Here is a 23,053-nt window from a genome sequence, read left to right as displayed (position 1 = left end):
ATAAAAATGGGATATGTACCAAGCCCGAGTTACAGCATAACAGTCCGGGTGGAAATTGAAAATCGTATTGGTATGTTTGCAAAAATTGCTTCAGCTATAAGTGGTGCTGGTGGAGATCTTGGTTCAATAGATATTGTCAAAGTTGAAAAGGGAAAGATAATCAGAGACATAACTGTAAATGCAAGGGATGAAGAACATGAAAAGAAAATAATAAGGGCTCTCAAACACATTGAAGGAGTAAAAATTCTAAGGGTTATGGATAGAACATTTTTAGTTCATGAAGGAGGTAAAATTGGAATATATAATAAAGTTAATGTAAAGGGAAGGGAAGACCTCTCCAGAGTTTACACCCCAGGTGTTGCCCGTGTATGCCTTGATATTCAAAAAAATCCAGAACATGTTTATAGGTATACAATCAAAGGAAACACAGTTGCAGTAATCACAGATGGAACAGCAGTCTTAGGACTCGGAAACATAGGTGCTGAAGCAGCAATGCCTGTTATGGAGGGAAAATGTATGCTTTTTAAAGAATTCGGAAGTGTTGATGCCTTCCCAATTGCCATAAAAACAACTGATGTTGATGAATTTGTTAATATCGTTAAGAAAATTTCAACTCCCTTTGGAGGAATTAACCTTGAAGACATCGCAGCGCCCCGTTGTTTTGAGATTGAAAAAAGACTAAGAGAAGAACTTAATATTCCAGTAATTCATGATGACCAGCACGGAACTGCTATTGTTGTTTTGGCTGCATTAATAAATGTAGGGAGGGTCTTAAAAAAAGAGATTAAAGATTTTAAAATTGTAATTGCAGGTGCAGGTGCAGCTGGGACTGCTACAGCCTATATGCTTCTTGATTACGGAGTAAAAGATATCATTGTATGTGACAGAGCGGGAACCCTTTATGAAGGAAGAAAAGAAGAAATAGACCCTTACAAAGAAGAACTCGCAAGAAAAACAAATCCAAGAAAAATTAAAGGTAAAATATCTGATGCCTTAGAAGGAGCAGATGTTTTTATCGGACTTTCAGCACCAAACATAGTAACTCCTGATGATATAAAGAAAATGAATCCTCCTCGGATTGTCTTTGCTCTTGCAAACCCAGACCCCGAAATAGCACCAGAACTTGCAATGCCTCTTGTAAGAATAATGGCAACAGGAAGGTCTGATTATCCAAATCAGATAAACAATGTTTTAGCATTTCCTGGTTTATTCAAAGGCTTACTTGAAGTTAAAGCCAGAGGCGTTGACAAAGAAATATTCTTTGCTGCCTCACACGCAATTGCTAACATAATAAAAGATGAAGAGTTAAACGAAGATTACATTATTCCAAGTATATTTAATAAAAAAGTTGCTCAGGCAGTAGCTAATGCTGTTTCAGAAAAGGCTAAAAAGCTTAAATTAGCAAGATAGAGTTGAAAAATTTAATGCTTTTTTAATAATATCATTAAAATCTTAAATAGGAGGGGCAAAATGAAACGAAGTCTATTTTTAGCAGGTTTATTTTTAATGGCATTTGCTTTCCTTGTCTTGATTGGAGACAAAACAGAGGCAGCTAAAAAAGTTTACATTAAATGGGGTGCTACCTCTGTTCGTTCTGGTCTTTATGCAAACACAGTAGCAATGGCAAAGGTTGTAAACAAAGCCTATCCAGGTGAAATTGAGGTAACTGTTGTTGAAACAGGAGGATTCCTTGAAAATTTATCAAGACTTCAGAGAAAGGCAATCCATATTGGACCAGCAGATGCAGCTGCAGGATATGCAAATTATATGGGAATTATTGATTATGAAGGTAAAGCAAATCCCAATTTAAGAACTCTGTGGGGAGGATACATTACACCAATCCATATTGTTGTAAGTGAGAAAAGTGGAGTCAAAGATGTTAGACAGTTAAGCGGTGTTGATTTTGCATCTAATCCAGGTACAACCTCAGGAAGAGCTGCTGAATTATTTTTTAAGGCACTTAATATTACACCTAATTATAAACCAATGGGTATAGGTGCAAGCGTTGATGCTATGAAATCTGGAGTAGTAAAAGCCTGGTACAAAGCTGGATTCAAAGACTCCGCAATCCTTGATCTTGAAGCTAATATGGATATAAGAATTCTTCCTGTAACTAAGGAAATGATAGATCAATTTAACAAAGTCTACCCTGGTCAAGGTTTGATGATGGAAATTCCCGCTGGACTATTTAAGAGTGTTAAAAAGCCTCAAATGAGTTTAGCCTATGTTGTTACTGACTTTGTCGATAAAGATGTTCCTGAAGATGTCGTATTTAAAATTGTTAAAGCTGTATGGGAAAACAGAAAAGAAATAGTAGGCTCTCTTGCAACATTAAAAGAGGGTAATTTTGAAGACATGTTTGGAATGGCTGTAAAATATGTAAATGTTCCTCTTCATCCAGGAGCTGTAAAATTTTACAGAGATGTTCTTAAATTAAAAGTACCTGATAAATTAATACCACCAGAGATGAAGAAAAAATAAGGAGGACTCCATGAAAACATTTCTTTCTATAATAACAATAGCCTTTTTCATAATTGTATTACCTCTTTTTGTATTTGCACAGCCAGCAGTAATTATAACTCCTTCTTCTGGTGCTCCTGCAGACGAAATAACAATCGAGGGAAAAGGATTTCAACCTGATGAGGAAGTTGATATAATCATTACCCTTGATGAAGGTGAAAAGGTGGCATTAGGCACTGTAAAAGCTGATGTAATAAAAACTGATGCTAATGGAGCATTCTCTGTTAAATCAGGCATTCCGATTAATGCAAAACCAGGCACCTATAAAGTTGATGTAATAGGAAACAAGGGAACTCAATTAGATCTAAAAATAGAAGTTAAAGCAAAGGATAAAAAATAGTAAGGAGGCTATTAAAGAATAATGCGAGAACTGAGGAGCTTCTGGAAATTTATTGTAGGAATTCTTGTTGGAATCTGGGGAGTTTTTATATTATATACAGCCCTTCTTTACGCCCTGCATCCCTTGTTGCAGGGCGGTATATCTCTATCAATAGGACTTTGTATTGTCTTTCTCGTTTATCCTTTTTCTAAACGAATGCTTAAATGGAATGTCCCTAAATTTTTTAAACTTCTTCTAACTGGAACAAAAACTTCTCCATCTTTGATTGACTTAATATTTATCATATTAAGTCTTGTCCCATGTATATATATAATGTTACACTGGGAAGAAATAGCAAGAAATCCTGGTGTATTCGAGACATATCATTTAGTTCTTGGTGGAATCCTTATTTTTGCTCTCCTTGAAGGTACAAGAAGAGCCTTAGGAATGACAATACCTCTTCTTGTCTTATTTTTCTTATTTTATACTGTATTAGGACCACACATCCCTGGAAGATTCGGTCATCCTGGATTTAACTTCACAGATATCCTCTACCAGCTTTACCTTATGACAGAAGGAGTATGGGGATTACTAACTGATATGGCAAGTAGAATAATTGCACCATTTATAATCTTCGGACCGATTCTTTTTGCAACAGGAGTTGGTAAAACAGTAATGGAGCTTTCTACCTATTTTGGTGGAAAAATAAGGGGCGGACCAGGTCATGTTGCTGTTATCTCAAGTTCTCTTTTTGGAATGTTAAGTGGCTCTTCTGTAGCAAATGCAGCTACAACTGGTTCTTTTACAATTCCACTTATGAAAAGATTCGGTTTTTCAAGGGAATTTTCATCTGCTGTTGAAGCTGCTGCGTCCTCTGGTGGACAAATAATGCCACCTATCATGGGTGCAGGATGTTTCATAATGGCAGAATTTTTAAATATACCCTATACACATATAATGATTGCTGGATTAATTCCTGCATTAATATATTTTGCTGGTATTGCTGCAGGAGTATGGATTGAAGCAGGAAGAACAGGAATGGGAAAGCTTCCTAAGGAATTTATGCCAGAGTTAAAAAAAATTCTCAGACCAAATAGAATTTTAGGTTTTGTCTTACCAATTGGAACTCTTGGTGTGCTACTTTTTATGTTCTTTCCTGCACAGGTATGTGCTGCCTGGGCAATTGTTGTATCAGTTATCTATTTCACATTTTTTGGCGGACCACTTAATAAAAAAGAAATTTGGAGAAGAATTAAATCTATATGGGGAGGGCTCTTTGAAGGAGTTGTAAAGGCTTTAGCATGGTTAATGGTAATGATGGCTTGTGTTCAGATAGCTGTAAGTCTAATCTCTCTTACTGGTTTTGGAGTAAAGGTATCGGAGTTAATAATTGAAATTTCTGGTTACAATGTTTACCTTGCATTGATTGCCACCATGCTTACAGCAATAATTCTTGGGATGGGAATGACCACAACTGCTGCCTATGTTATTGCTGCAGCTGTGCTTGTACCAGCTCTTCATCAAATGGGAATAAACCCTCTTGCAGCCCATTTATTTATCTTTTATTTTGCTATAAAATCTGGACTTACTCCACCAGTCTGTATTACTGTATTTACAACAGCAGCAATTTCTGGAGGAAACTGGCTTAAATCTGCCTGGGATTCTATGAAGCTTGGCATCGGTGGATACATAATGCCTTTTTTCTTCATTTTTGTTCCTGCTTATCTTATGAAAGGTCCTGCATGGGAAATAATTTTTATATTCATCGGTGCTTTCATTGCAATGTTTGCCATTGAGGCAGGTGTTTTAGGATACTGGCGGAAACCTTCCACTCCTATTGAAAGATTACTTTATCTTGTTGGTGGATTAATTATGATGGCACCTGGATACTGGACTTTTATTGGTATTGCTATATTTTTATTAGGAATACTTCTTGAAAAATTTGATGTCCAGATACCTGTAATAGGCAAAAGACCTGCCCAGATTGTAAGAAAAGTTTAATCAAAGCCCTGGATTGTCTCCAGGGCTTACTTTTATAATATTTTCAATCTCTTTAAAATTAATCCAGTGAAAACCTTCAACAACAAAAAATGAACAACCTTTAAAAAGGAGTTTCAAATCATAAATAGCCTTAAGTGGTAAGATTATGTCTTCTCTGCCATGAATAAATGTTAGATTTTTAAAAATTTTATTTTGATTAATAAAATCAGAATTAATTAAAAATTCTAATCCTTCGATCATTGCCTTTTTATCAATATTTTCAGGGACATATGGTTTGGCTCCTGCATTTTTAAGAAATTCCTTTATCACAGTCTGTGGTTCTTTTTCCATTTTCTGAATCATTTTTCTTATAACTCTTGGATTAACATAATCTGTAAACTTTTTAAAGCCTGAAACTATAATGATTTTATCAAATCTTTCTGAAAAAAATTCAAGATTTTTAAGAACAATATGTCCACCTGTTGACCAGCCTATTAAAAGGCTCCCTGATTTATCCGTTAAAAAATTTAATATACCCTCTTCATCAAAATCAAGGAAGGGAGTAATAAAATGCCACTCCTCTGGAATATCCAAAGCCTGCCTAAATCCTGCCCAACCTGAAATAAAAAGATTCATTAAAGATTTATTATTGCTACTGTGGGCTCAAGACATTTGTTTATAACTGCTGAACTAACACCACCGAGAATAATATCTTTTAACTCAGAACGGCCCTTTCTTCCCATAATTATTAATTTATAATTTCCTTCACAAGCTTCTTTCAAAATTTCTTCTGCAGGTATACCAACATTTATTTTTGTTTGAAGAATATCCTCAGAAATTCCAGTGTTTAGGAATCTCATCTTCGCATTCAATAGAATTTCCTCTGCCTCTATTTCTGGATCTATTCCATGTTTAACCCTTTCCAGATAAAGAGAAATGTTTATTACCCTTAATAAAACAATCTTTTTTATACCTTTGACTAATTTTGCAAGACATACAGCGTGTTCAACAGCTTTCATTGAATACTCTGAACCATCAACAGGGACTAAAATATCTGAAATCGGAGTTTCCTCTGAAATTTTCTGTCCGACAAGATATAGATTTTGATTTAAAAGACCATAGACAAGTTTATTAGATATGCTACCTAAAATAATTTTTTTAAATTTTGAAATACCCCGTCTTGCAATCATAATAGTCTGAAAGTTGTCCCTATGTGCTACTTCTAAAATTTTGTTTCCTGGGTCACCTTGTTCAACAATCTTTTTAACTTCTCCAGTAAATCCTTTATTTCTCAATATCTTTTCATAGTTATTCATAAAAGGAATGATATTATCATTAATGTACTTGTTTATAAGTTTCTCTGCAAAATCTCTATCTCTAATCATAACTAATCTAAAATCAGCATTTTTAAATTTTTCCATTAAATCATCCATTCTAATTATATGCAAGAAATTTAATTCAATCTGATTACTTATAAAAGAACTTATCAAATTTCCTACAAAATTAATTGCCCTTTTTGAATTTTCACTTTTGTCAATAGGTAATAGAATTTTTTTAAAATGTTGGCATAACATTTTATATTTCCAATATAATTTTTTTATTATTAAAAAATACATAGGAATCATGAGGAGAAATATAATTGAAATCTCCATAATGTATCTGGATACCACAAAAGAGTGCGTAATCACTGATTGAAGGATCAACTATTTTTTTTGTTAACCCTTCAATTTCATATTTTGTTATTCTCATAACTATTTTAGTAATATTTAAAAGGTCTAAAGTTTCATCTTGTTTAATTTCTTTAAAAAGTCTTTCTTTAAGATAGCTCTGTTCCCTATCCTTTTCATAATTTAGTTCTAAATTTTTTTCAGAAATATCTTTTAATAAAGATATAAGAGCTCCACAGGCAGTTGAATTGTCTATTCCTCTTCTTTTACAAAAACCTAAACTCCCCTTTTCATCAATTCCAATATGTGAAAAAACGTAAAAAATGTATCTTTCCTTTGTATTTAATCTTGGTGCATGGGAGAAAAAAGCTTTTAATCCTGTAAGCCCTGAAGTGAATAAGCCTCCAAGACTTGAAAAATTAAAAACATCACCCCACCATCTTTTAATATCTGTTAGAATTGTTTGGGCAAGTTCATCTCTACAAGTACAAACAGAGGCAATTGTATTTTCATTATTAAAACCAAAATTATTCAAAATTTTATAGGTTTTTTCTATAAAATCATCTTGCCTCTGGCATTTTCCAAAAAACTTCTCTAAGTGTGAATTGTCCATCCGATATTCCTCCTCCATAAATATTATAAATAAATATTATAAAGCAAAATAAAAAATTATTAAACATATAGTTAAAAATATTGTAGCCCATAAAACTACAGTACCAATTGGAGTGGGCATACTGTGATCTCCTGGATAGGATTCTTTTTCATCCTTTAATCTTTTTTTGATTTCATCTCTTTTTTCAGGAATAGAAAAAGCAAGAAGTAAAGTATCTTTAGCTATTTTTATTGCAAAAACAGGATTTTTTGTAAACCATACAAGAAATGAAATAACTTTTTCAAAGATGAAATTGTTAATCTTTGCCATTAACTTTGCTCCCGGATTGTTTAATAACCACATAAATGCTTTTGCTCCCTTTCTGTAAAACCAGTCAGCATCAAGATTTACAGATCTGATTTCAGGGGGATAAATTCCTGAAAGCATAAGCAAGGTAAATGCTAAAGCTGAAAAGGCAAGCAATTGAGTCTGATCTATTACATGAGCTGATGTATAGGGCTCATAATCTACTGGATAGGGAAGGATTGAATAAAGAGGTCCTGGCATTATACCTATACCAATACATAAAAAGGCAGCCAATCCCATTGCAATTAACATGTGTTTTGGAGCTTCTTGTGTTCTTATTCCTGAGTCATGACTGAAAAAGGCAAAAAAGGGAATTTTTATTCCTGAATGATGAAAAACACCTGCTGAAGCAAACAAGAGAGCAATCCATATGAGCAACATTCCACCTTCTCCTGCTGCTGAAACTATCAAAGATTTACTAACAAATCCACTTGTAAGAGGAACTCCAGAGATTGATGCTGCACCTACAATACAGAATACGGTAGTAAGAGGCATTGATTTATATAATCCTCCAAGGTCGGTTGCATTTATCTTTCCCGTTCTGTAAAGTACTGCTCCCATTGACATGAAAAGTAATGCCTTATATAGAATATGACAAAATGCATGGGCTACTGTTCCATTTAAAGAAAGTTGTGTTCCTATTCCAATTCCTGTTACCATAAATCCAACCTGATTGATAAGACTATACGAAAGAACTCTTCGTAAATTATTTTCAATAACAGCATAAAAGATTGGAAAAACAGTCATCAATGCTCCTATATATATCAATAGTTCAGTTCCTGGAAAACCTCGAGCAAGGACATAGACTGCTGTTTTTGTTGTAAAGGCAGATAAAAAAACTGTTCCTGTCTCAGTTGATTCAGGATAAGCATCAGGTAGCCATGCATGTAAAACTGGGAAAGCAGCATTTATACCGAAACCAAGAAATATCAACCATGTACTAAGTCCATTTAACCCTATATAGTTAAAATGAAGCGAACCAGTTTCATAATAATGAATAATTATACCACTGATTAGCAGTAAACCTCCCAAAATATGCACCATTAAATATCTCATTCCAGCTGAAATTGCTTTTTTTGTCTTTGCAGACCATATTATATAAGCAGCTGCAAAAGCCATAATTTCCCAAAAAATAAATAGGGTAATAAAATCTCCAGCAAAAACTGCTCCCAGAGCAGCCCCAGCATATATAAAAGCTGACATAAGATGTAAGGTATCTTTTACATGAAGGCTGTAGATAACTCCGATAAATGTAACGATTGCAAAAATATAACCAAATGCTAAGGAAAGTTTGTCAATTCTACCAAATATTAATTCATAATTCAAAATTTTTACAGTCCAGTATGTTCCCTCTGAAAGAGAGAAAAGATAAAATAAGGTCAGTAAAGGCAATATAACCATATAGAAACTTCTAACTTTACCTTTTAAAAAGGGAATTATTAAAGCACCTAAAATCAAAATTGATGCTGGTGGAATGTTAATCATCATAGTAGTCCTCCCTTCTCATAACAATTGGTCTTAAAATATACTTAGCTGCTAAAACGAGAAACACGCAAGCAACTAACCCAAAGGACCCATAAAAACTTGGATATCCATCAAAATTGAAAAAAGGATGTTTATGGATAAAGGGGTCAACAATAAAAAGTATGACAAGAAAAATAAAGAAAACTCTTAATACCTTCTTTAAACTGCCTGGTCTATCAAAAAAATGCACCTTCTCCTTTTTCATTTTTATACCCCCTACTTTAATCCCAAAACAATAATAGCTGTTAAATAAATAACACCGAGAATAAAAACTATATAGAAAACTGTTTTGTATGGCGGAATAGGTTCATGAGAAAGAATCATTCTTTCTTCATTTTTATTGTTCTTACTCATTTTAGCACCTCCTGCGCAAGTTGAATTAATAAATCTGGATAAATGCCCACTATTAAACTTATAATTGCTGTTATTGTAAGAGGTATAGCCATAAATGGATTTTCCCTAATTTCAGTATGTGATTCTCCATGGGCATGATGTACATGATTTCCCTTAAACTCCTTAAAATATGCACGATAAACAATTGGCAAAAAGTATCCTGCATTAAGTAAAGAGCTTAATAAAAGGACTATGACAATATCTATGCTTCCCTTCTCTAAGGAACCCAACAATAGATACCATTTTGTAACAAATCCTCCTGTAAGAGGAATACCAATCATTCCAAGAGCACCTATTGTGAAGGCTGCCATAGTCCACGGCATCTTTTTAGCAATTCCGTCAAGCTCACTAACCGCAGTTTTATGTGCACATACATATAAAGAACCTGCACAGAAAAAAAGAGTTATCTTCGCAAAGGCATGATTTGAAATATGTATGATTCCACCAATCATTCCGCTATAGGTTAATAGTAAAGGACCAAGAATAATATAAGAAAGCTGGCTTACTGTTGAATAAGCAAGCCTTGCTTTTATGTTGTCTTTTGTAAGCGCAATTATAGATGCCATAATTATTGTGAAAGCAGCTAAAAATAGACCTATATCAGAAAAATATAAAACTTTTAGAAAATCAACACCATATATATAAAATATCACTTTTAAAACAGCAAATACACCTGTTTTTACAACAGCTACCGCATGTAAAAGTGCGCTTACTGGTGTTGGAGCAACCATTGCAGCAGGTAACCAGCTATGTAAAGGCATTACTGCAGCCTTTGCAAATCCATAAATGTACAGGAGAAATACTATTCCAAGCAAAGATATGTATGCCTTTTGTACAGACTCTGTAAATATTCCTCCCTTCTGAAAATCAAGAGTTCCAGCAAGGTAGTAAGTAATTGCTATTGCAGTAAGTAAAAATAACTTTGCAGATATAAACAAATATAGTACATATTTTCTTGCACCTATTTTTGCTTCTTTTGTTTCATGATGTACAACAAGTGGATAAGTAGCAAATGTCAAACCTTCATAAAAAAGGTACATAGTAAAGAGATTTGCAGAAAAAGCAACTCCCATTGTTGTTGATAGGGCAATTGCAAAACATGCATAATATCTTGTCTGGTTTTTCTCGTTATGTCCTCGCATGTATCCAATTGAATAAAATGATGTTATAATCCAAAGGAAGGAAGAAGTAAGAGCAAAGAGAATTCCGAATGCATCTACTTTAAATTGTAATACCAACTCAGAGGTTATTGCTAATAGGGTATACTCAATAACTCTTCCATTTAAAATATCTGGCAACATTGAGGCAACTATAGTAAACTTAACAATTGAGGCAATAATCGTCCATGCCTCTCTTAAATTTCTTGCTTTTTCTCCTGTAATACTAATAAGTATTGTTGCTATTAGGGATACTAAAATAGCAAATAATGGTTTGGCTGATGTTATTATTTCCATGGCTTAAAATCCTCCGGGAACAGTAAACTGAATTATTGAAGAAATAATTTTTCCACTAAATAGACCAACCAGAATAACTGAAGTAGCCAATATAAGAATTGGTATTAGCATGCTAACAGGCACCTCTTTGACATTTATATCTTTTGTTGAATTACCCTTTTTAAAATATATTTTTTCAAGTATTCTAAAGAAAATTATGGCATTCACTAAACTACTAAACAAAAGAGCAATAACTGCAATCCACTGTTCTGCTTTAATTGCTCCAATTATAAGGTACCATTTACTAAAAAATCCTGCTGTAGGTGGAATGCCGATCATTGATAGGGCTACGATGCTGAAGGATGCCATACTGAGTGGCATTTTTTTATTTAATCCTACAAAGTCTTCTATATTTCTCGATTTTAGGTAATAGTAAATACCTCCTGTAACCATAAACAGACAGGCAATCATTAATGCATCATTCAATATATGCAAGACCGCACCAATAAATCCTTCTTTATTCCCAAGATTAACGCCCAAGACCATATAACCAACTTCAGCAATCAAAATATATGAGAGTGTTCTTTTAAAATCAATTTGTCCAAGAGCTAAAATACTACCAAAAATTATTGCTATCGTTGACCACCAAACAAGAATAGTTCCTGCAGGAATAATATCTTTTGAAAAATTAGGTTCAAATATAGTAAAAGAAATTCTTATGAGAACATATATTCCAACCTTTGTCATAGTTGCAGAAGCTAATACACTGACTGCTGAAGGAGCATAGGTATAAGCATCTGGTAACCATCTATGAAGAGGAAAAAGAGCAATTTTAATAGCTACGCCTACCACCAAAAATGCAAAAGCTGCAAGAGTAACCTTCGATTCATAAAGTTTAGGAAGTAATTGAGCTATATCGAGCATATTCAAAGAGCCTGTAATGATGTATATATATCCCACTCCTAAAAGATAGAAACATGCGCCAATTGTTCCCATTATTATATAATTAAAACTTGCCAAAACTGACCTATTTTCTCCAATTGCTATCAGGGCATAACCAGCCAAAGAGGCAATTTCTAAGAATACAAAAAGATTGAAAATATCCCCTGTAACCGTGATTCCTAAAAGTCCTGTAACAAGTAATAAGTAAGTTGAATAAAAATAGGGAAGTTTTGATTCCTCTAACTCCTTTTCCAGACTTCTCTTTGAATATATAGCTACCAATAGACTTATAAAAGAGACAATAAGAATAACATAAGCATTAAGATGGTCAACAACATATTCAATGCCCCACGGAGGCATCCAACCACCAAGTTTATATCTTATCGTACCATTATTAATAATATTCTGAATTAGATCAATGGATAAAAATCCACAAATTACCAATGCCAGTAAAAATAAGGGATAGCATAGAGACCTCCTCCACAGTCCAATAAAGACATTTAGAAATGAAGCAATTAAAGGAACAACAACAATCAAAATTGATGAATGTTCTGACAGATTCATTTTTTCTCCCTCAAAATTTCAATTATTTCATCTTCTTCAAGGGTTTTGTATTTCTTATAGAGCATTACTATGACTGCCAGAGCAACACCAAATGTACTTACCATAACGACTATTGCTGTGAGCATCAAAACATGGGGCAATGGATTAACATACTGTGTTACATCAATAACCTCTTGAGATTTAATCAATATCGGAATGGTCGCATTTTTTTTATAGGCTGTTGATATGAAATAAAGAATTATAGCTGTTTGAAAAATATTCATCCCTACAATTTTTTTAACTAAATTTCTTTTTGCAATCATTGCATAAAATCCTATCATCATTAAAGCAATATAAATCCAGTAATTATACTTACCTATTATAATTTCCATGGTTTAAACCTCACTTTTTTCATGTTTACCAAAGGTAGATAGATTAAGAAAAATAGACAACATAACCGCACTTACTGTAATTCCAACACCTATTTCTATTCCTAATGTTCCAAGGGCTCTTACCTTGACTGGATCAGCTGGAAGAATCTTATGAAGAATTCCATAATTAAGATATTCAGCTCCTAATATCAAGCAAAGTGCTCCAATTGCAGCATACAAAAATACACCAAAGGCTACCATAAAAGTGTTAAACTTCTCTGGAAATCTCTTTTTTACATATTCAATATCATAGGCAATCATCATTAATATGAAGGAAGCTCCTAAAATACATCCACCCTGAAATCCTCCTCCAGGACTATAATGTCCATGCGCTATAACATATAAGGCAAAAAATTGAATTAGAGGGACCATAATTCTACAAACAAACTGGATATGAAGGTCTTCAATGAGTCTTATCATCTTCAAACCTCCTTAAAAGTAAAATGCATACAACAGCAGCAGTAAAAATAACAACTGTCTCACCTAAGGTATCATAACCTCTGTAATCAGCAAGTACTGATGTTACAGCATTTGGAGTTGCAGTTTCTTCAATTGTTTTTTCAATATACCTTGGTGAAACATGAGTACTTGCAGGAGAATTTGGATCTCCCCAATCTGGCATATCAAGACTGCTATAAATTAATAAACTTCCCGTTAATATTACTATTATTAATGCCAAAACTTTCAATCTTTAGTCCTCCTTGTAGTTTGATATATAGCTCCTATAAAGAAAGCTGTGCTTATCCCTGCACCTACTGCAGCTTCGGTAAAAGCAACATCAACAGCTCCCATCTCGGTCCAAAGTAAACACATTAAGAAGCTATAAGCACCCAAGAGAATGGCAGAACTTAAAAGATCCTTAACATATATTGCGCCTATAGCGCATATTACTACGATAGTTAATAAAAGTATGTCTACTATCCATATCATTTTCTAATATCCTCCTTTGTCAAAGGTTTTACATCCGCATCTAATCCAGCCTTTGTAATAGCATGAGTTGCTACAGGATTAGCATGAAATATGAATATGATGATGAATAATATCTTTAGGCAAACAAGGAAATTATTTAAAGAAAAATCATGAAGGTTATATAAAATAACACCTAAAAGTATCAGAATCGCTCCTAAAGTATCTCCCTTACCCGTAGCCTGAAGCTTACAATAAAAATCAGGAAATCTAAGAAGTCCAACAGTTGCTGTGAAGAGGAAAAATAAACCTAAGAGAACGAGTATAATAACAAAAGCATCTATTATATACTCAACTATCATTTCTCTGCCTCCCTGTCTTTCATAAATTTCGTTCCTGGTAGAATACTCTTTCTTGTTCTAAAAAATTTTGATGCTGCTAATGTGGCAATGAAGTTCAAAAGAGCATAGGCTAAAGATATGTCAACAAACATTTCCACTCTCTTATAATAAATACCTATGAGAACTAAAATAACCGTTGTTTTGGTCCCTATAACACCAACCGCTACAATTCTATCCATAACAGTAGGACCAAAAATAGCCCTGTAAAGGCATAAAATTACAAGAATTCCTATAACAATTATTGTGAATATGAAGAAATTCTCCATGTTACAAACTCCTTTTAGTATTTTCTCGTTCAAATACATCGGCAATTCTTTGTTCCATTTCTCCTGTAAAGAGGTCATCGGCTACTTTTTTGCTGATGCAGTGAACTATAAAAGTATCGTCAACTATATCCATTGTTATAGTTCCTGGTGTAAGTATTATTGATTGAGAAAAAACAACCTTTGAAATATCTCTTTTTAATTTTGCCTTATATGCAATAATTATAGGTTCTATTGGCATTTTTGGGTGCAAAACAAGATAGGCAACATGAATATTTGCGAGAATTATTTGATAGATTAACCAAGGTAGATATTTAATAAATCTTATACCCTCTTTTATGTGATTCATCGTAAATCTTTCATTTTGAAAAATTAAATCACCTGATATTAAAGTGACAATTAAGCAAGATACAACTCCCAAAGCAAGATGAAAGGCATCAAACATTCCTGAAAATATGAGCCATAATAGAAAAAGTATCAGAAATGTTACAATTTCTCTTCTCATATATCACCTCATTTAATCCTTTAGGAGAGAGGGGGAAATGCCCTCTCTCCCTTAGGAATTATTTAATTCCCAAAAATGGTAGTTCTGGAAATACAGTCAAGGGCCAGTAAATAGCTGCACTAATTGTAACTACTATAATCATCAATATAGCCCAAGGAACTGCCACCTTTACAAATTCAAACTGACTGAAATAACCAGTACTGTATGCAATTATTGTAGGTGGGCATCCAATTACGAGCATTATAAATGATGTTGTAATAGGAGCAGATAAAGCTATAGCTGCTTCTGGAATACCAAGTGCCTGAGCCATTGGAATTGTAATAGGTAGTATAAGAGCTGTAGCTGCTGAATTAGACATAAAACTCGACATAAATGCTCCTAATAACCCGGCTCCTGCAAATACAATGGGCCAGGGTTTACCCTCAAGCATTGGTAAAAACTGGGTAGCTATCCATTTACCAGCTCCTGTATCAAGCATTGCTGTTCCTAATGATACTCCTGCTCCAAAGACAATCCATGACTCCCAGGGGAATTTTTTAAACACTTCAGAGGCACTTACAAGTCTGAATCCAAAAATAAGAGCTAAAACTAAGGCAGCAACTACGCTATAATGAACTTTTGTAATATCAGTAAGTGACCAAAGAATGAAAGCAAGGGCAAAAAATCCTATAACCCCTTTTTCCTTTTTACCCATTGGTGGCAATTTCTCTCCTAAGGCAGCCAAAGGAATCTCCTTGACTTTAGGTGGGAAAATAATGTAAACAATTAACCATGTAGCAAATCCAGTTACTAAAGCAAGAGGTAAATTGCAAACCAAAAATTCCATAAATCCCATTTTATATCCTGTAACCTTTTCTAAAACCTCAACCATTACAGGATTTCTACCACCACCAAGAAGTGTTCCAAATCCTCCTGCAGATGCAGCAAGAGGAATTAACAATATAAAGAATTTACTAAAATTATTACTTTTCTGTGGAGTAATTCCCATAGCAGTTAAAACTGGTAACATACAGAATATTAAAATTATAGTAATTGTTGCATCATGAAATACTGTTGAAAGCATGGTAGCAGATACAGCCATAAATAGACTTAATTTTTTTACATTTGTTCCAGCAGCTCTTATGATTAGAAAAAGAATTCTTTTGGCAACACCTGCTTCATTCAAAACTACACCAAACATCATAATCATCAAAACGAACATAACAGCAGGACTTGCAAAGGGCATCCATGCCTGTGGACCTGGTTGAATTTTAAAAAGTATTAAACCCGCAGCTGCAAGTAATGCTGTCACTCCTATTGGAATAGCCTCTGTAACCCACAATAAAATTACAGTTATCAGTAAGGCCAAAAATTTGTGTCCTTCTGGTGAAAGACCTTCTGGTGTTGGAAGTAAAGCTATTAGAACACCAATTCCTATTGAAATAATAACAGATAAAATAATGTTTTTCACTGGTTTTTCAGGTGCCGGAGGATGCTCCTCAACTTCTGGTGCAACTTTAATTTCAGGTGGAGGTGGTGGTAATCCTTTTGACTTATCAAAATCTTTTTCTGCCATGTTACACCTCCTCAAGAATTATTTTTGAAATCTCATTAAACACATCAAGCATGCGTATTACTCCAACGAACTTATTATTTTCAATCACTGGCAATACAGATAATTTATGATGAATCATTAAAAAACCAGCCTTAATAACAGAGGCATTGGGAGAAATGAATACTTTTGCTGAAACCATGATTTCACTCACAGGTCTTTCTACCTTTTCTTTTACTTCAGAGCTAAAAAGGCTTGCCTCTACTTCTGTTAAAGAGTTTTCGTCGTAATAAATTACATCAGCATCTTTAATAGAAACCATTTTCATCTTTGGCTCAAGTCCTTTTACAATTTCGAATGGTGTAATCGTTCCAAGCAAATCGTATTTCTCATTAAATACAAAAATAACCTGTGGTAATATTGTCTTTTCACTCTCAATAAAGGATTTTTTCATAATACTTATTGCCTGCCTAATAGTAAACCAGTAAGGTATGTGTGGATAATCAAAGACACTTACCATTAAATCTCTAACTTTCTTTTCTTCTTTCATCTTAATACCTCCTTAAATGTTATTTTAGGGAACCTTAATAAAGTTTCAGTACAATCTTAATTCTACAAATAATTTCACATCGTCATTTTTCTTAAGAGTCTGATTGTAATAAATCTTTTTGTCATAGGAATAATAAAATTGTTCAAGAGTTAAAGCAACTGGATTATCTCTGGAATTTAGTAATTCCTGCTCCCTTTCATTTAGATATGAAATACCTATATGATTATGGATATGGGTAATAGTATAGTTACATTTTCTTTCGATGATATCAATGAGAAAATTTTTTTCAAGGTCTTCATCAATAAGAGAAGGACAAATTTTATAGGGAATATAAGAATACTGTATAATAGTAGGTTCATCATTTAGGTAACATAATCTGTTTATATATATAAGATGCGTTGTAGGATCTGACAACTCAAGCTTATTAACAATTTCTTCAGGAGGTGTCATTACTGTTTTAGCTAACACTTTTGTGTAAAAAGTTCCATGTTCTTTCATGATATCTTTAAGATTAATAGTAATTGATTCTCTTGGCGTGACTTTTTTAACAACAAAGGTCCCTTTACCTTGAATTCTCTTTAAATAGCCTTCTCTTACAAGTTCTGATATAGCATTTCTAACTGTTGCCCTACTGACATCATAATTTTTACATAATTGTTCTTCTGTAGGTATCTGGATTCCTACTGTCCACTCTCCTTTTTCAATTTTCATTTTTAATATTTCATATAACTTTAGATACAGCTTTTCATGTTCATCTCTTCTTAAAAATTCTTCCATTTTTCTTATACTCCTTTTTATTGTTATAATGTTATAATGTTATTATATTATTATGATATTAAATAATAATAAAATTTTATAATTTTGTCAAAAAAAATTATGTAATAATCTCATTAAAAAAGTTTATAATTAGATATGGGTAGTATATTCTCAATTTTTTCAAAAAAAAGGAAAGAAAAACAGGAAGAAATGAAGGCTTTGCTTAGAGAAAAATATTTCCTTTTCCAAGAACTACTTAACACTAACAATGAAGTGCTTACCTTAATGGCTGAATTAAGCGAAAAATTATCAGGAGAATATTTATTTGATATTCAATTTATAAAATCAAATGTAGAAAAGACATCTGAAGGAGTTCTAAAGATTATAAAATTGTTAAATTCACTTGCAGATAACAAATACCATGGTTTATATGAAATCTATGAAAAAATTAAAGAAAAGATAGAAAACACAATCTCCCATAAAATTGAAATTCCTGTAACAGATTTTACATTGCCTCTTGAGTCACTTTCTAAGGATATGGTGACAGTTGCAGGGGGGAAAATGGCTAATCTTGCAGAAATTAAAAAAAGTCTAAATATTCCAACACCAGAAGGTTTTGTTATAACATCATATGCCTACTTAAAATTTTTAGAATTTAACGATTTAAAGAACAAAATAAATGATTTAATAGAAAAAATAAACATCAATAAATTCGATGAATTAGAGTCAACATGTCAAAAAATTAAAGAATTAATCATAAACTCCCCATTACCTGAGGAAATTGAATTATCAATTAAATCCTCCTATGAAAAACTATGTAATAAAATTAACAAAAAGTGTAATGTATCTGTCAGAAGTAGTGCTATTCACGAAGATTCCTATTTTAGTTTTGCTGGTCAGTACTCTTCTTTTCTTAATGTTCCTGAAAACGAAATAATTCAAAAGTATAAGGAAGTCATTGCAAGTTTATTTAATCCAAGAGCTGTCTTTTATTACAAAACAAAGGGATTTTCTGAAAAAGAAATGGTTATGGCTGTGGGTGTTTTACCTATGATTGATGCCTATGCGGGAGGAGTTATGTATACTAAAGACCCTAATAATCCTGAAAGTGGAAATTTATTAATAAACTCTGTGAAAGGACTTGGTAAATTAGTAGTAGATGGAGAAGTAACACCTGATAATTTTTCTATTAATAGAGATAAATTATATATCTCTGAGAAATTTTTGGGTAAACAGAACAAAATTTTAATCTGCAAAACAAATGGAGATATAGATGTAATCCCTCTTAGTGAAGAAATAAGCGAATTTTCCTTGTCCGATGAACAAGTAATTGAGTTAGCTAAGATGGGAATGACTATAGAAAATTTTTATGAAAACCCTCAAGATATTGAGTGGGCTATTGATAAGAATGGAAAAATCTTTATTCTACAGACAAGACTTCTTAGAGTATTAGAAACCTCTTTAGAATATAAAGCTCCTTTACCAACAAGACTTTCAGGATACACTGTAATACTTGACAATGGTTCTATTGCTTGTAGGGGTGTTGGCTATGGAAAAGCTTTTTTACTAAAAGATGAAGAAGATATTGCAAATTTCCCTGAAGGATATATATTGGTAGCTAAACATACTGATCCAAGTTATGTTCTAATAATGAATAAAGCCTCTGCTATAATTATAGATTCAGGTTGTCAAACAGAGCATGTTTCATCAATAGCAAGAGAATATAGAGTGCCAATGATAATTAATACTGAAAATGCAACAAAAATCATAAAACCTGAACAAGAAATAACAGTTGATGCTTACAATTGCGTTGTTTATGAAGGCAAAGTCAAAGAGCTATTAGAAATCTCGAAAAAGAGTAAAAAAGATATAGAAGAAACACAGATATATAGAATTCTACAAAATGTATCAAAATTAATTATCTCATTAAATCTTGTTGATCCAACCTCTGAAAACTTTAAAATTGAAAATTGTCAAACCTTTCATGATATAACAAGATACTGTCATGAAATGGTAATGTATGAAATGTTTACTCTCTGGGATAAATATGACAGTGAAATTCATGCTGTACCATTAATAGCTGGAATTCCCATTGGTGTTTTAGTTCTTGATATTTGCGATGGATTAAAGGAAAATATTAAAAAGGCGACTTTAGATGATATTTTTTCAATACCCTTCAAAGCAATACTAAAAGGGATGACATCTATGAAATGGCCTGACCCACCACCAATTGATACAAAAGGATTTCTTGGAATGATTGCAAACACAGCCACAATTCCTGAAGAACAACTAAGGGAGACTGGGAAAAAAAGTTTCTGCATAGTTACAAAAAATTATATGAATTTTAGCATAAGACTCGGATATCATTTTTCATTAATTGAAGCCTATGCTGGAGATAAAATTAATGATAACTATATAAAATTTTTCTTCAAAGGTGGAGGAGCTGCAATTGATAGAAGATTACGAAGAGTAAAACTTATAACAGAGATATTGAAAAAATTAGGATTTAAGGTAGTAGTAAAAGAAGACGTAATTGATGCCATAACAACAAAATATCCCTCACTTAAAATTGAGAAAAATCTTGAAGTACTGGGAAAACTTACAGCTTATACAAAACAGCTTGATATGGTTTTATTTAATGATTCAGTAGCAGAAATGTTTACTGAAGATTTCATAAGACAACATATCCCTAAGGAATAGAAAGTTTATCCTGCCGATTTAATTTTCTCTTTTAATAACTTGTTTTCTTTACATAAATTTAACCATTTAATTGCCTTTTCTATTGTAAAGAGGATATGCTCTTTTTTAAAAGGTTTGGTTATAAAGTCAAAACCACCTTTTTGCATTGCTTCCATAGCTGATTCAATAGTTCCATAGGCTGTAATGATTATTACAGGTATGTCTTCATCTTTTTTCTTTACTTCCTCTAAAATCTGTAATCCATCAATCCCAGGCATTTTAAGATCCGTTATAACAAGAGAGAAATCATTATCTTTGATTAACTGAACAGCCTCTATTGGATTATTTGTTGTATTAACTTCATAGGGAGTCTTTTCTCTAATAATCATTGAAAGCAATTTCAACATATCTGGTTCATCATCTACTATTAAAATTTTCTCTTTCATATATCCCTCCTAATTTTTTCAATTTCTTTGATTAAAATTAATTGTATAATTAATTATTAATTAATTATTCCTCCATTTTCCTCTTCAGTTACTGGCAATTTAATAACAAAAGTTGTGCCTGTTATCTCAGATTCTTCTTTAGTAGCTGTTTTAAAGGCTATTATTCCATCATGTTTTTCTATTATATTATACGAAATCCATAAACCTAATCCTGTTCCCTTTCCAACCTCTTTTGTTGTAAAGAAAGGTTCAAAAATTCTGTTTCTATACTCCTTTTTGATGCCAGGACCAGTATCAGCAATAAATATTTCTACCCAGTTTTTTTCGTGTCTTGTAGTAATAGTCAATATACCTCCATTTTGCATAGCATATATAGCATTATTAATTATATTAAAGAAAACCTGTTGCAATTCCCCTGCATCACCTTTCACAAAGGGTAAATTATCTTGTAAATTATACACAATTTTTATTTTATTTATAGAAGCGGTATTTTCTAATATTCTCATAACGGTTATAATACACTCATTGATATTTACCAATTCTGCTTTGTGTTCTTTTCTTCGTACAAAACTCAATAGATTTTCAACGCTAATTTTTGCATTCAATGCTTGTTTTTCAATTATTTTTAAAATTTCATATTGTTCAGATTCTTTAGGTGTCTTTTCAAGCAACAAATCAGTAAAACCAAGAATTACAGCTAATGGATTATTTATTTCATGGGCTACACAAGCTCCTAATGTTCCAAGAGATGCTAAAATTTCTAGATAATAACTTTGTTCTTCCATTTTTTTTCTCTCTGTGATATCTCGGGAAATTCCTAAAACTGCATATATTTCCCCCTTTTCATCATGTAACTCTTTTAATCTCGTATTTAACCAAAACTCTTTATTATTAACAATAACTTTATGAGTTAACTGTATCGGTTCTCTCTCCCTAAATACATGTTGTATATTCATAATTAATATTTCTCCCTCAGGAGAAAAAACTTCTGAAACTAATTTACCAACAAGATCTTCTTCTCTTTTAATATTAAAAAAATCTAATCCCTTTTTGTTTAATGAATTTAGAGTATATTTATTATCACAGGTAAAGATTATATCATCCGCATTTTCTATTAGTGATCTGTATCGAATTTCAGATTTTTTAACTAAATTTGCCCATTTAACAATCATTAAAGTTGAAAACCATGCGCCTAATATTATGGAGGATACAATAATAACTTGTAGCAAAATATTTTGAAATTGAATATCGCTTATTGTTCCTTGTATCTCACTTATAGGAGCCACCACAGCAATGCTCCACAATACTCCCTTTTTATTGTCAATTGTAATTGGAGTATAAGCAATTAACTTTTCTATTTCTCCGTATTCACCCCTATGCCAGCCAGAAATATACCAATCTTTACCCTCTTTCCCTTCTAACATGTTCTTTTGCAATTCATTTATTCGTTGAAAAGACATAGTGGGTTCTCTTTGATATCTGGCTTTAAATGCATTTTGACCAATAAAAGTCTTTTCAGGATGATATAGAAATATCCCTTTATTGTCTATAACCCAAGCATAGCCTGTTTTACCTGAATGAATCTTATCTGTGACTTTACTTACTAAATATGTAACATCAATTTTGAAAACTAAGACTCCAGAAAATTTGCCAGTTGCCACAGGATGAGCTTCATCAATAGAAGTTTGCCATACAGGAAAAATCATATCTATAAAGATAGATTGATTATTCGCGAAATATGTATCAGTTAAAATTAATTCTCCTCTATTTTTTTCTGAAACTACCCTTTCTAAAATCTTTCTCTCGATTTCACTTATTTTCAAAACTGTATAACCTGGTTCTTCAGAAATTTTATGGGCTATTTTTTTATTACCGTCAATGTATATGAGATCCATAACACCTAAATCTTTAACAGTTGAATATGTTATATTTAACCTATAAACTAATCCTGGAGATTCAAAATATTGAACAGAGGGGGATAAACTTAAAAGTTGAATTTCTCTTTTAATCATATTAATTAGACTCTCTATTTGAGAACTTCCATGTCTGGCAAGAATTAATTGTTGTTCATTAAAATCTTCTTTAACAGTTTCCACAATTCTTTTGTGGGTTATCATCCCAATAAAAACCACAAAGGAGACAACAATAACTACTGCTATTAACGTAATCAGTTTTAAGTATTTAATATTAAAAAAACTATAATTTTTAAAATCTAAAATCTTATCGTTAATTCTTTTAACCAGTTTTTTCATATTATTGAAGTTCCTATATTTTTAAAGTCTTTCTAATTAACATTATAATTGATT

At 32.5% G+C, this 23,053-nt stretch carries 25 protein-coding genes; 5 read left to right on the top strand and 20 right to left on the bottom strand.

Translation table 11 applies throughout. The features are described from left to right. Positions 1 to 6: 6 nt before the first annotated feature. The 4 genes from QI155_RS06890 to QI155_RS06875 are packed head-to-tail and all read left to right on the top strand — an operon-like array spanning position 7 to position 4,840. Positions 7 to 1,410 carry an NAD-dependent malic enzyme gene (locus tag QI155_RS06890; RefSeq protein WP_281321332.1) on the top strand — a complete coding sequence of 468 codons (1,404 nt, stop codon included), beginning with the start codon at positions 7 to 9 and terminating at the stop codon, positions 1,408 to 1,410. A 60-nt stretch (positions 1,411 to 1,470) separates the two neighbouring features. Next, positions 1,471 to 2,481, top strand: a complete 1,011-nt coding sequence (locus tag QI155_RS06885; RefSeq protein ID WP_068859281.1) for a TAXI family TRAP transporter solute-binding subunit — start codon at positions 1,471 to 1,473, stop codon at positions 2,479 to 2,481. Between the two features lie 10 nt (positions 2,482 to 2,491). Further along, positions 2,492 to 2,860, top strand: coding sequence for a hypothetical protein (locus QI155_RS06880; protein ID WP_068859284.1), 369 nt, complete (start codon positions 2,492 to 2,494; stop codon positions 2,858 to 2,860). 21 nt (positions 2,861 to 2,881) lie between these two features. After that, positions 2,882 to 4,840, top strand: a complete 1,959-nt coding sequence (locus QI155_RS06875; RefSeq protein ID WP_068859287.1) for a TRAP transporter fused permease subunit — start codon at positions 2,882 to 2,884, stop codon at positions 4,838 to 4,840. Here QI155_RS06875 and QI155_RS06870 read toward each other — a convergent pair whose 3' ends face one another. From QI155_RS06870 to QI155_RS06785, 18 genes are read right to left on the bottom strand one after another with little or no spacing between them, the layout of a single operon-like run. Next, the gene (locus tag QI155_RS06870) at positions 4,841 to 5,455 is read right to left on the bottom strand and encodes a hypothetical protein (protein ID WP_068859289.1); all 615 of its coding nucleotides are present in this window, start codon (positions 5,453 to 5,455) and stop codon (positions 4,841 to 4,843) included. Then, positions 5,455 to 6,393 (bottom strand): universal stress protein, encoded by a 939-nt coding sequence (locus QI155_RS06865; protein ID WP_068859304.1) that lies wholly within the window; start codon positions 6,391 to 6,393, stop codon positions 5,455 to 5,457. The genes QI155_RS06870 and QI155_RS06865 overlap by 1 nt, the downstream gene beginning before the upstream one ends. Position 6,394: 1 nt before the next feature. Beyond that, the gene (locus tag QI155_RS06860; RefSeq protein WP_068859292.1) at positions 6,395 to 7,099 is read right to left on the bottom strand and encodes a hypothetical protein; all 705 of its coding nucleotides are present in this window, start codon (positions 7,097 to 7,099) and stop codon (positions 6,395 to 6,397) included. 36 nt (positions 7,100 to 7,135) lie between these two features. Further along, positions 7,136 to 8,932 carry a Na(+)/H(+) antiporter subunit D gene (locus tag QI155_RS06855; protein ID WP_281321331.1) on the bottom strand — a complete coding sequence of 599 codons (1,797 nt, stop codon included), beginning with the start codon at positions 8,930 to 8,932 and terminating at the stop codon, positions 7,136 to 7,138. Further along, a complete protein-coding gene (locus tag QI155_RS06850) occupies positions 8,922 to 9,173 on the bottom strand; it encodes a hypothetical protein (RefSeq protein WP_281321330.1) in 252 nt (83 codons plus the stop codon). Before QI155_RS06850 ends, QI155_RS06855 begins: the two co-directional genes overlap by 11 nt. An 11-nt stretch (positions 9,174 to 9,184) precedes the next feature. After that, positions 9,185 to 9,322, bottom strand: a complete 138-nt coding sequence (locus QI155_RS06845; RefSeq protein WP_281321329.1) for a hypothetical protein — start codon at positions 9,320 to 9,322, stop codon at positions 9,185 to 9,187. Further along, positions 9,319 to 10,815: a monovalent cation/H+ antiporter subunit D family protein gene (locus QI155_RS06840; protein WP_281321328.1), complete on the bottom strand. Its 1,497-nt coding sequence runs from the start codon at positions 10,813 to 10,815 to the stop codon at positions 9,319 to 9,321. Before QI155_RS06840 ends, QI155_RS06845 begins: the two co-directional genes overlap by 4 nt. A 3-nt stretch (positions 10,816 to 10,818) precedes the next feature. Next, on the bottom strand, positions 10,819 to 12,300 hold the full coding sequence (locus QI155_RS06835) for a monovalent cation/H+ antiporter subunit D family protein (protein ID WP_083200066.1): 1,482 nt from the start codon (positions 12,298 to 12,300) through the stop codon (positions 10,819 to 10,821). Further along, on the bottom strand, positions 12,297 to 12,671 hold the full coding sequence (locus QI155_RS06830; protein ID WP_068859922.1) for a cation:proton antiporter subunit C: 375 nt from the start codon (positions 12,669 to 12,671) through the stop codon (positions 12,297 to 12,299). Before QI155_RS06830 ends, QI155_RS06835 begins: the two co-directional genes overlap by 4 nt. Positions 12,672 to 12,674: 3 nt before the next feature. Next, positions 12,675 to 13,130: an MnhB domain-containing protein gene (locus QI155_RS06825; RefSeq protein ID WP_216819018.1), complete on the bottom strand. Its 456-nt coding sequence runs from the start codon at positions 13,128 to 13,130 to the stop codon at positions 12,675 to 12,677. Next, positions 13,114 to 13,398 (bottom strand): hydrogen gas-evolving membrane-bound hydrogenase subunit E, encoded by a 285-nt coding sequence (gene mbhE, locus QI155_RS06820; protein WP_216819017.1) that lies wholly within the window; start codon positions 13,396 to 13,398, stop codon positions 13,114 to 13,116. The genes QI155_RS06825 and mbhE overlap by 17 nt, the downstream gene beginning before the upstream one ends. Continuing rightward, on the bottom strand, positions 13,395 to 13,640 hold the full coding sequence (locus tag QI155_RS06815) for a hydrogenase subunit MbhD domain-containing protein (protein ID WP_068859919.1): 246 nt from the start codon (positions 13,638 to 13,640) through the stop codon (positions 13,395 to 13,397). The genes mbhE and QI155_RS06815 overlap by 4 nt, the downstream gene beginning before the upstream one ends. Next, the gene (gene mnhG / locus QI155_RS06810) at positions 13,637 to 13,978 is read right to left on the bottom strand and encodes a monovalent cation/H(+) antiporter subunit G (RefSeq protein ID WP_068859917.1); all 342 of its coding nucleotides are present in this window, start codon (positions 13,976 to 13,978) and stop codon (positions 13,637 to 13,639) included. The genes QI155_RS06815 and mnhG overlap by 4 nt, the downstream gene beginning before the upstream one ends. Next, positions 13,975 to 14,283 carry a monovalent cation/H+ antiporter complex subunit F gene (locus QI155_RS06805; RefSeq protein ID WP_068859915.1) on the bottom strand — a complete coding sequence of 103 codons (309 nt, stop codon included), beginning with the start codon at positions 14,281 to 14,283 and terminating at the stop codon, positions 13,975 to 13,977. The genes mnhG and QI155_RS06805 overlap by 4 nt, the downstream gene beginning before the upstream one ends. A gap of 1 nt (position 14,284) precedes the next feature. Further along, positions 14,285 to 14,785, bottom strand: coding sequence for a Na+/H+ antiporter subunit E (locus QI155_RS06800; RefSeq protein ID WP_068859911.1), 501 nt, complete (start codon positions 14,783 to 14,785; stop codon positions 14,285 to 14,287). Between the two features lie 58 nt (positions 14,786 to 14,843). Beyond that, positions 14,844 to 16,340 carry a DASS family sodium-coupled anion symporter gene (locus QI155_RS06795; RefSeq protein ID WP_068859908.1) on the bottom strand — a complete coding sequence of 499 codons (1,497 nt, stop codon included), beginning with the start codon at positions 16,338 to 16,340 and terminating at the stop codon, positions 14,844 to 14,846. A 1-nt stretch (position 16,341) separates the two neighbouring features. Then, entirely contained in the window at positions 16,342 to 16,866 is a 525-nt protein-coding gene (locus tag QI155_RS06790; protein ID WP_068859906.1) for a CBS domain-containing protein, read from the bottom strand. Between the two features lie 45 nt (positions 16,867 to 16,911). Continuing rightward, on the bottom strand, positions 16,912 to 17,643 hold the full coding sequence (locus QI155_RS06785; RefSeq protein ID WP_281321327.1) for a GntR family transcriptional regulator: 732 nt from the start codon (positions 17,641 to 17,643) through the stop codon (positions 16,912 to 16,914). Positions 17,644 to 17,832: 189 nt separating this feature from the next. Here QI155_RS06785 and QI155_RS06780 point away from each other — a divergent pair, with 189 nt between their 5' ends. Then, on the top strand, positions 17,833 to 20,322 hold the full coding sequence (locus QI155_RS06780) for a PEP/pyruvate-binding domain-containing protein (protein ID WP_281321326.1): 2,490 nt from the start codon (positions 17,833 to 17,835) through the stop codon (positions 20,320 to 20,322). A 5-nt stretch (positions 20,323 to 20,327) separates the two neighbouring features. On the opposite strand, the gene QI155_RS06775 is transcribed toward QI155_RS06780, so the two are convergent. Continuing rightward, positions 20,328 to 20,747 carry a response regulator gene (locus QI155_RS06775; RefSeq protein WP_068859896.1) on the bottom strand — a complete coding sequence of 140 codons (420 nt, stop codon included), beginning with the start codon at positions 20,745 to 20,747 and terminating at the stop codon, positions 20,328 to 20,330. A 56-nt stretch (positions 20,748 to 20,803) separates the two neighbouring features. Further along, a complete protein-coding gene (locus QI155_RS06770; RefSeq protein WP_281321325.1) occupies positions 20,804 to 22,999 on the bottom strand; it encodes a sensor histidine kinase in 2,196 nt (731 codons plus the stop codon). Positions 23,000 to 23,053 lie beyond the last annotated feature (54 nt).

It is taken from the genome of Thermodesulfovibrio sp. 1176 (assembly GCF_029946585.1).
Classification (GTDB): Bacteria; Nitrospirota; Thermodesulfovibrionia; order Thermodesulfovibrionales; family Thermodesulfovibrionaceae; genus Thermodesulfovibrio.
The sequence above is the reverse complement of the archived record's forward strand: the minus strand, read 5'-3'. Positions and strand labels throughout refer to the sequence as shown.

Coding starts and splice junctions, on each gene's coding strand:
- QI155_RS06890 (WP_281321332.1), top strand. CDS start 7: ATGGGATATGTACCAAGCCCGAGTTACAGCATAACAGTCCGGGTGGAA.
- QI155_RS06885 (WP_068859281.1), top strand. CDS start 1,471: ATGAAACGAAGTCTATTTTTAGCAGGTTTATTTTTAATGGCATTTGCT.
- QI155_RS06880 (WP_068859284.1), top strand. CDS start 2,492: ATGAAAACATTTCTTTCTATAATAACAATAGCCTTTTTCATAATTGTA.
- QI155_RS06875 (WP_068859287.1), top strand. CDS start 2,882: ATGCGAGAACTGAGGAGCTTCTGGAAATTTATTGTAGGAATTCTTGTT.
- QI155_RS06870 (WP_068859289.1), bottom strand. CDS start 5,455: ATGAATCTTTTTATTTCAGGTTGGGCAGGATTTAGGCAGGCTTTGGAT.
- QI155_RS06865 (WP_068859304.1), bottom strand. CDS start 6,393: ATGTTATGCCAACATTTTAAAAAAATTCTATTACCTATTGACAAAAGT.
- QI155_RS06860 (WP_068859292.1), bottom strand. CDS start 7,099: ATGGACAATTCACACTTAGAGAAGTTTTTTGGAAAATGCCAGAGGCAA.
- QI155_RS06855 (WP_281321331.1), bottom strand. CDS start 8,932: ATGATGATTAACATTCCACCAGCATCAATTTTGATTTTAGGTGCTTTA.
- QI155_RS06850 (WP_281321330.1), bottom strand. CDS start 9,173: ATGAAAAAGGAGAAGGTGCATTTTTTTGATAGACCAGGCAGTTTAAAG.
- QI155_RS06845 (WP_281321329.1), bottom strand. CDS start 9,322: ATGAGTAAGAACAATAAAAATGAAGAAAGAATGATTCTTTCTCATGAA.
- QI155_RS06840 (WP_281321328.1), bottom strand. CDS start 10,815: ATGGAAATAATAACATCAGCCAAACCATTATTTGCTATTTTAGTATCC.
- QI155_RS06835 (WP_083200066.1), bottom strand. CDS start 12,300: ATGAATCTGTCAGAACATTCATCAATTTTGATTGTTGTTGTTCCTTTA.
- QI155_RS06830 (WP_068859922.1), bottom strand. CDS start 12,671: ATGGAAATTATAATAGGTAAGTATAATTACTGGATTTATATTGCTTTA.
- QI155_RS06825 (WP_216819018.1), bottom strand. CDS start 13,130: ATGATAAGACTCATTGAAGACCTTCATATCCAGTTTGTTTGTAGAATT.
- QI155_RS06815 (WP_068859919.1), bottom strand. CDS start 13,640: ATGATATGGATAGTAGACATACTTTTATTAACTATCGTAGTAATATGC.
- mnhG (WP_068859917.1), bottom strand. CDS start 13,978: ATGATAGTTGAGTATATAATAGATGCTTTTGTTATTATACTCGTTCTC.
- QI155_RS06805 (WP_068859915.1), bottom strand. CDS start 14,283: ATGGAGAATTTCTTCATATTCACAATAATTGTTATAGGAATTCTTGTA.
- QI155_RS06800 (WP_068859911.1), bottom strand. CDS start 14,785: ATGAGAAGAGAAATTGTAACATTTCTGATACTTTTTCTATTATGGCTC.
- QI155_RS06795 (WP_068859908.1), bottom strand. CDS start 16,340: ATGGCAGAAAAAGATTTTGATAAGTCAAAAGGATTACCACCACCTCCA.
- QI155_RS06790 (WP_068859906.1), bottom strand. CDS start 16,866: ATGAAAGAAGAAAAGAAAGTTAGAGATTTAATGGTAAGTGTCTTTGAT.
- QI155_RS06785 (WP_281321327.1), bottom strand. CDS start 17,643: ATGGAAGAATTTTTAAGAAGAGATGAACATGAAAAGCTGTATCTAAAG.
- QI155_RS06780 (WP_281321326.1), top strand. CDS start 17,833: ATGAAGGCTTTGCTTAGAGAAAAATATTTCCTTTTCCAAGAACTACTT.
- QI155_RS06775 (WP_068859896.1), bottom strand. CDS start 20,747: ATGAAAGAGAAAATTTTAATAGTAGATGATGAACCAGATATGTTGAAA.
- QI155_RS06770 (WP_281321325.1), bottom strand. CDS start 22,999: ATGAAAAAACTGGTTAAAAGAATTAACGATAAGATTTTAGATTTTAAA.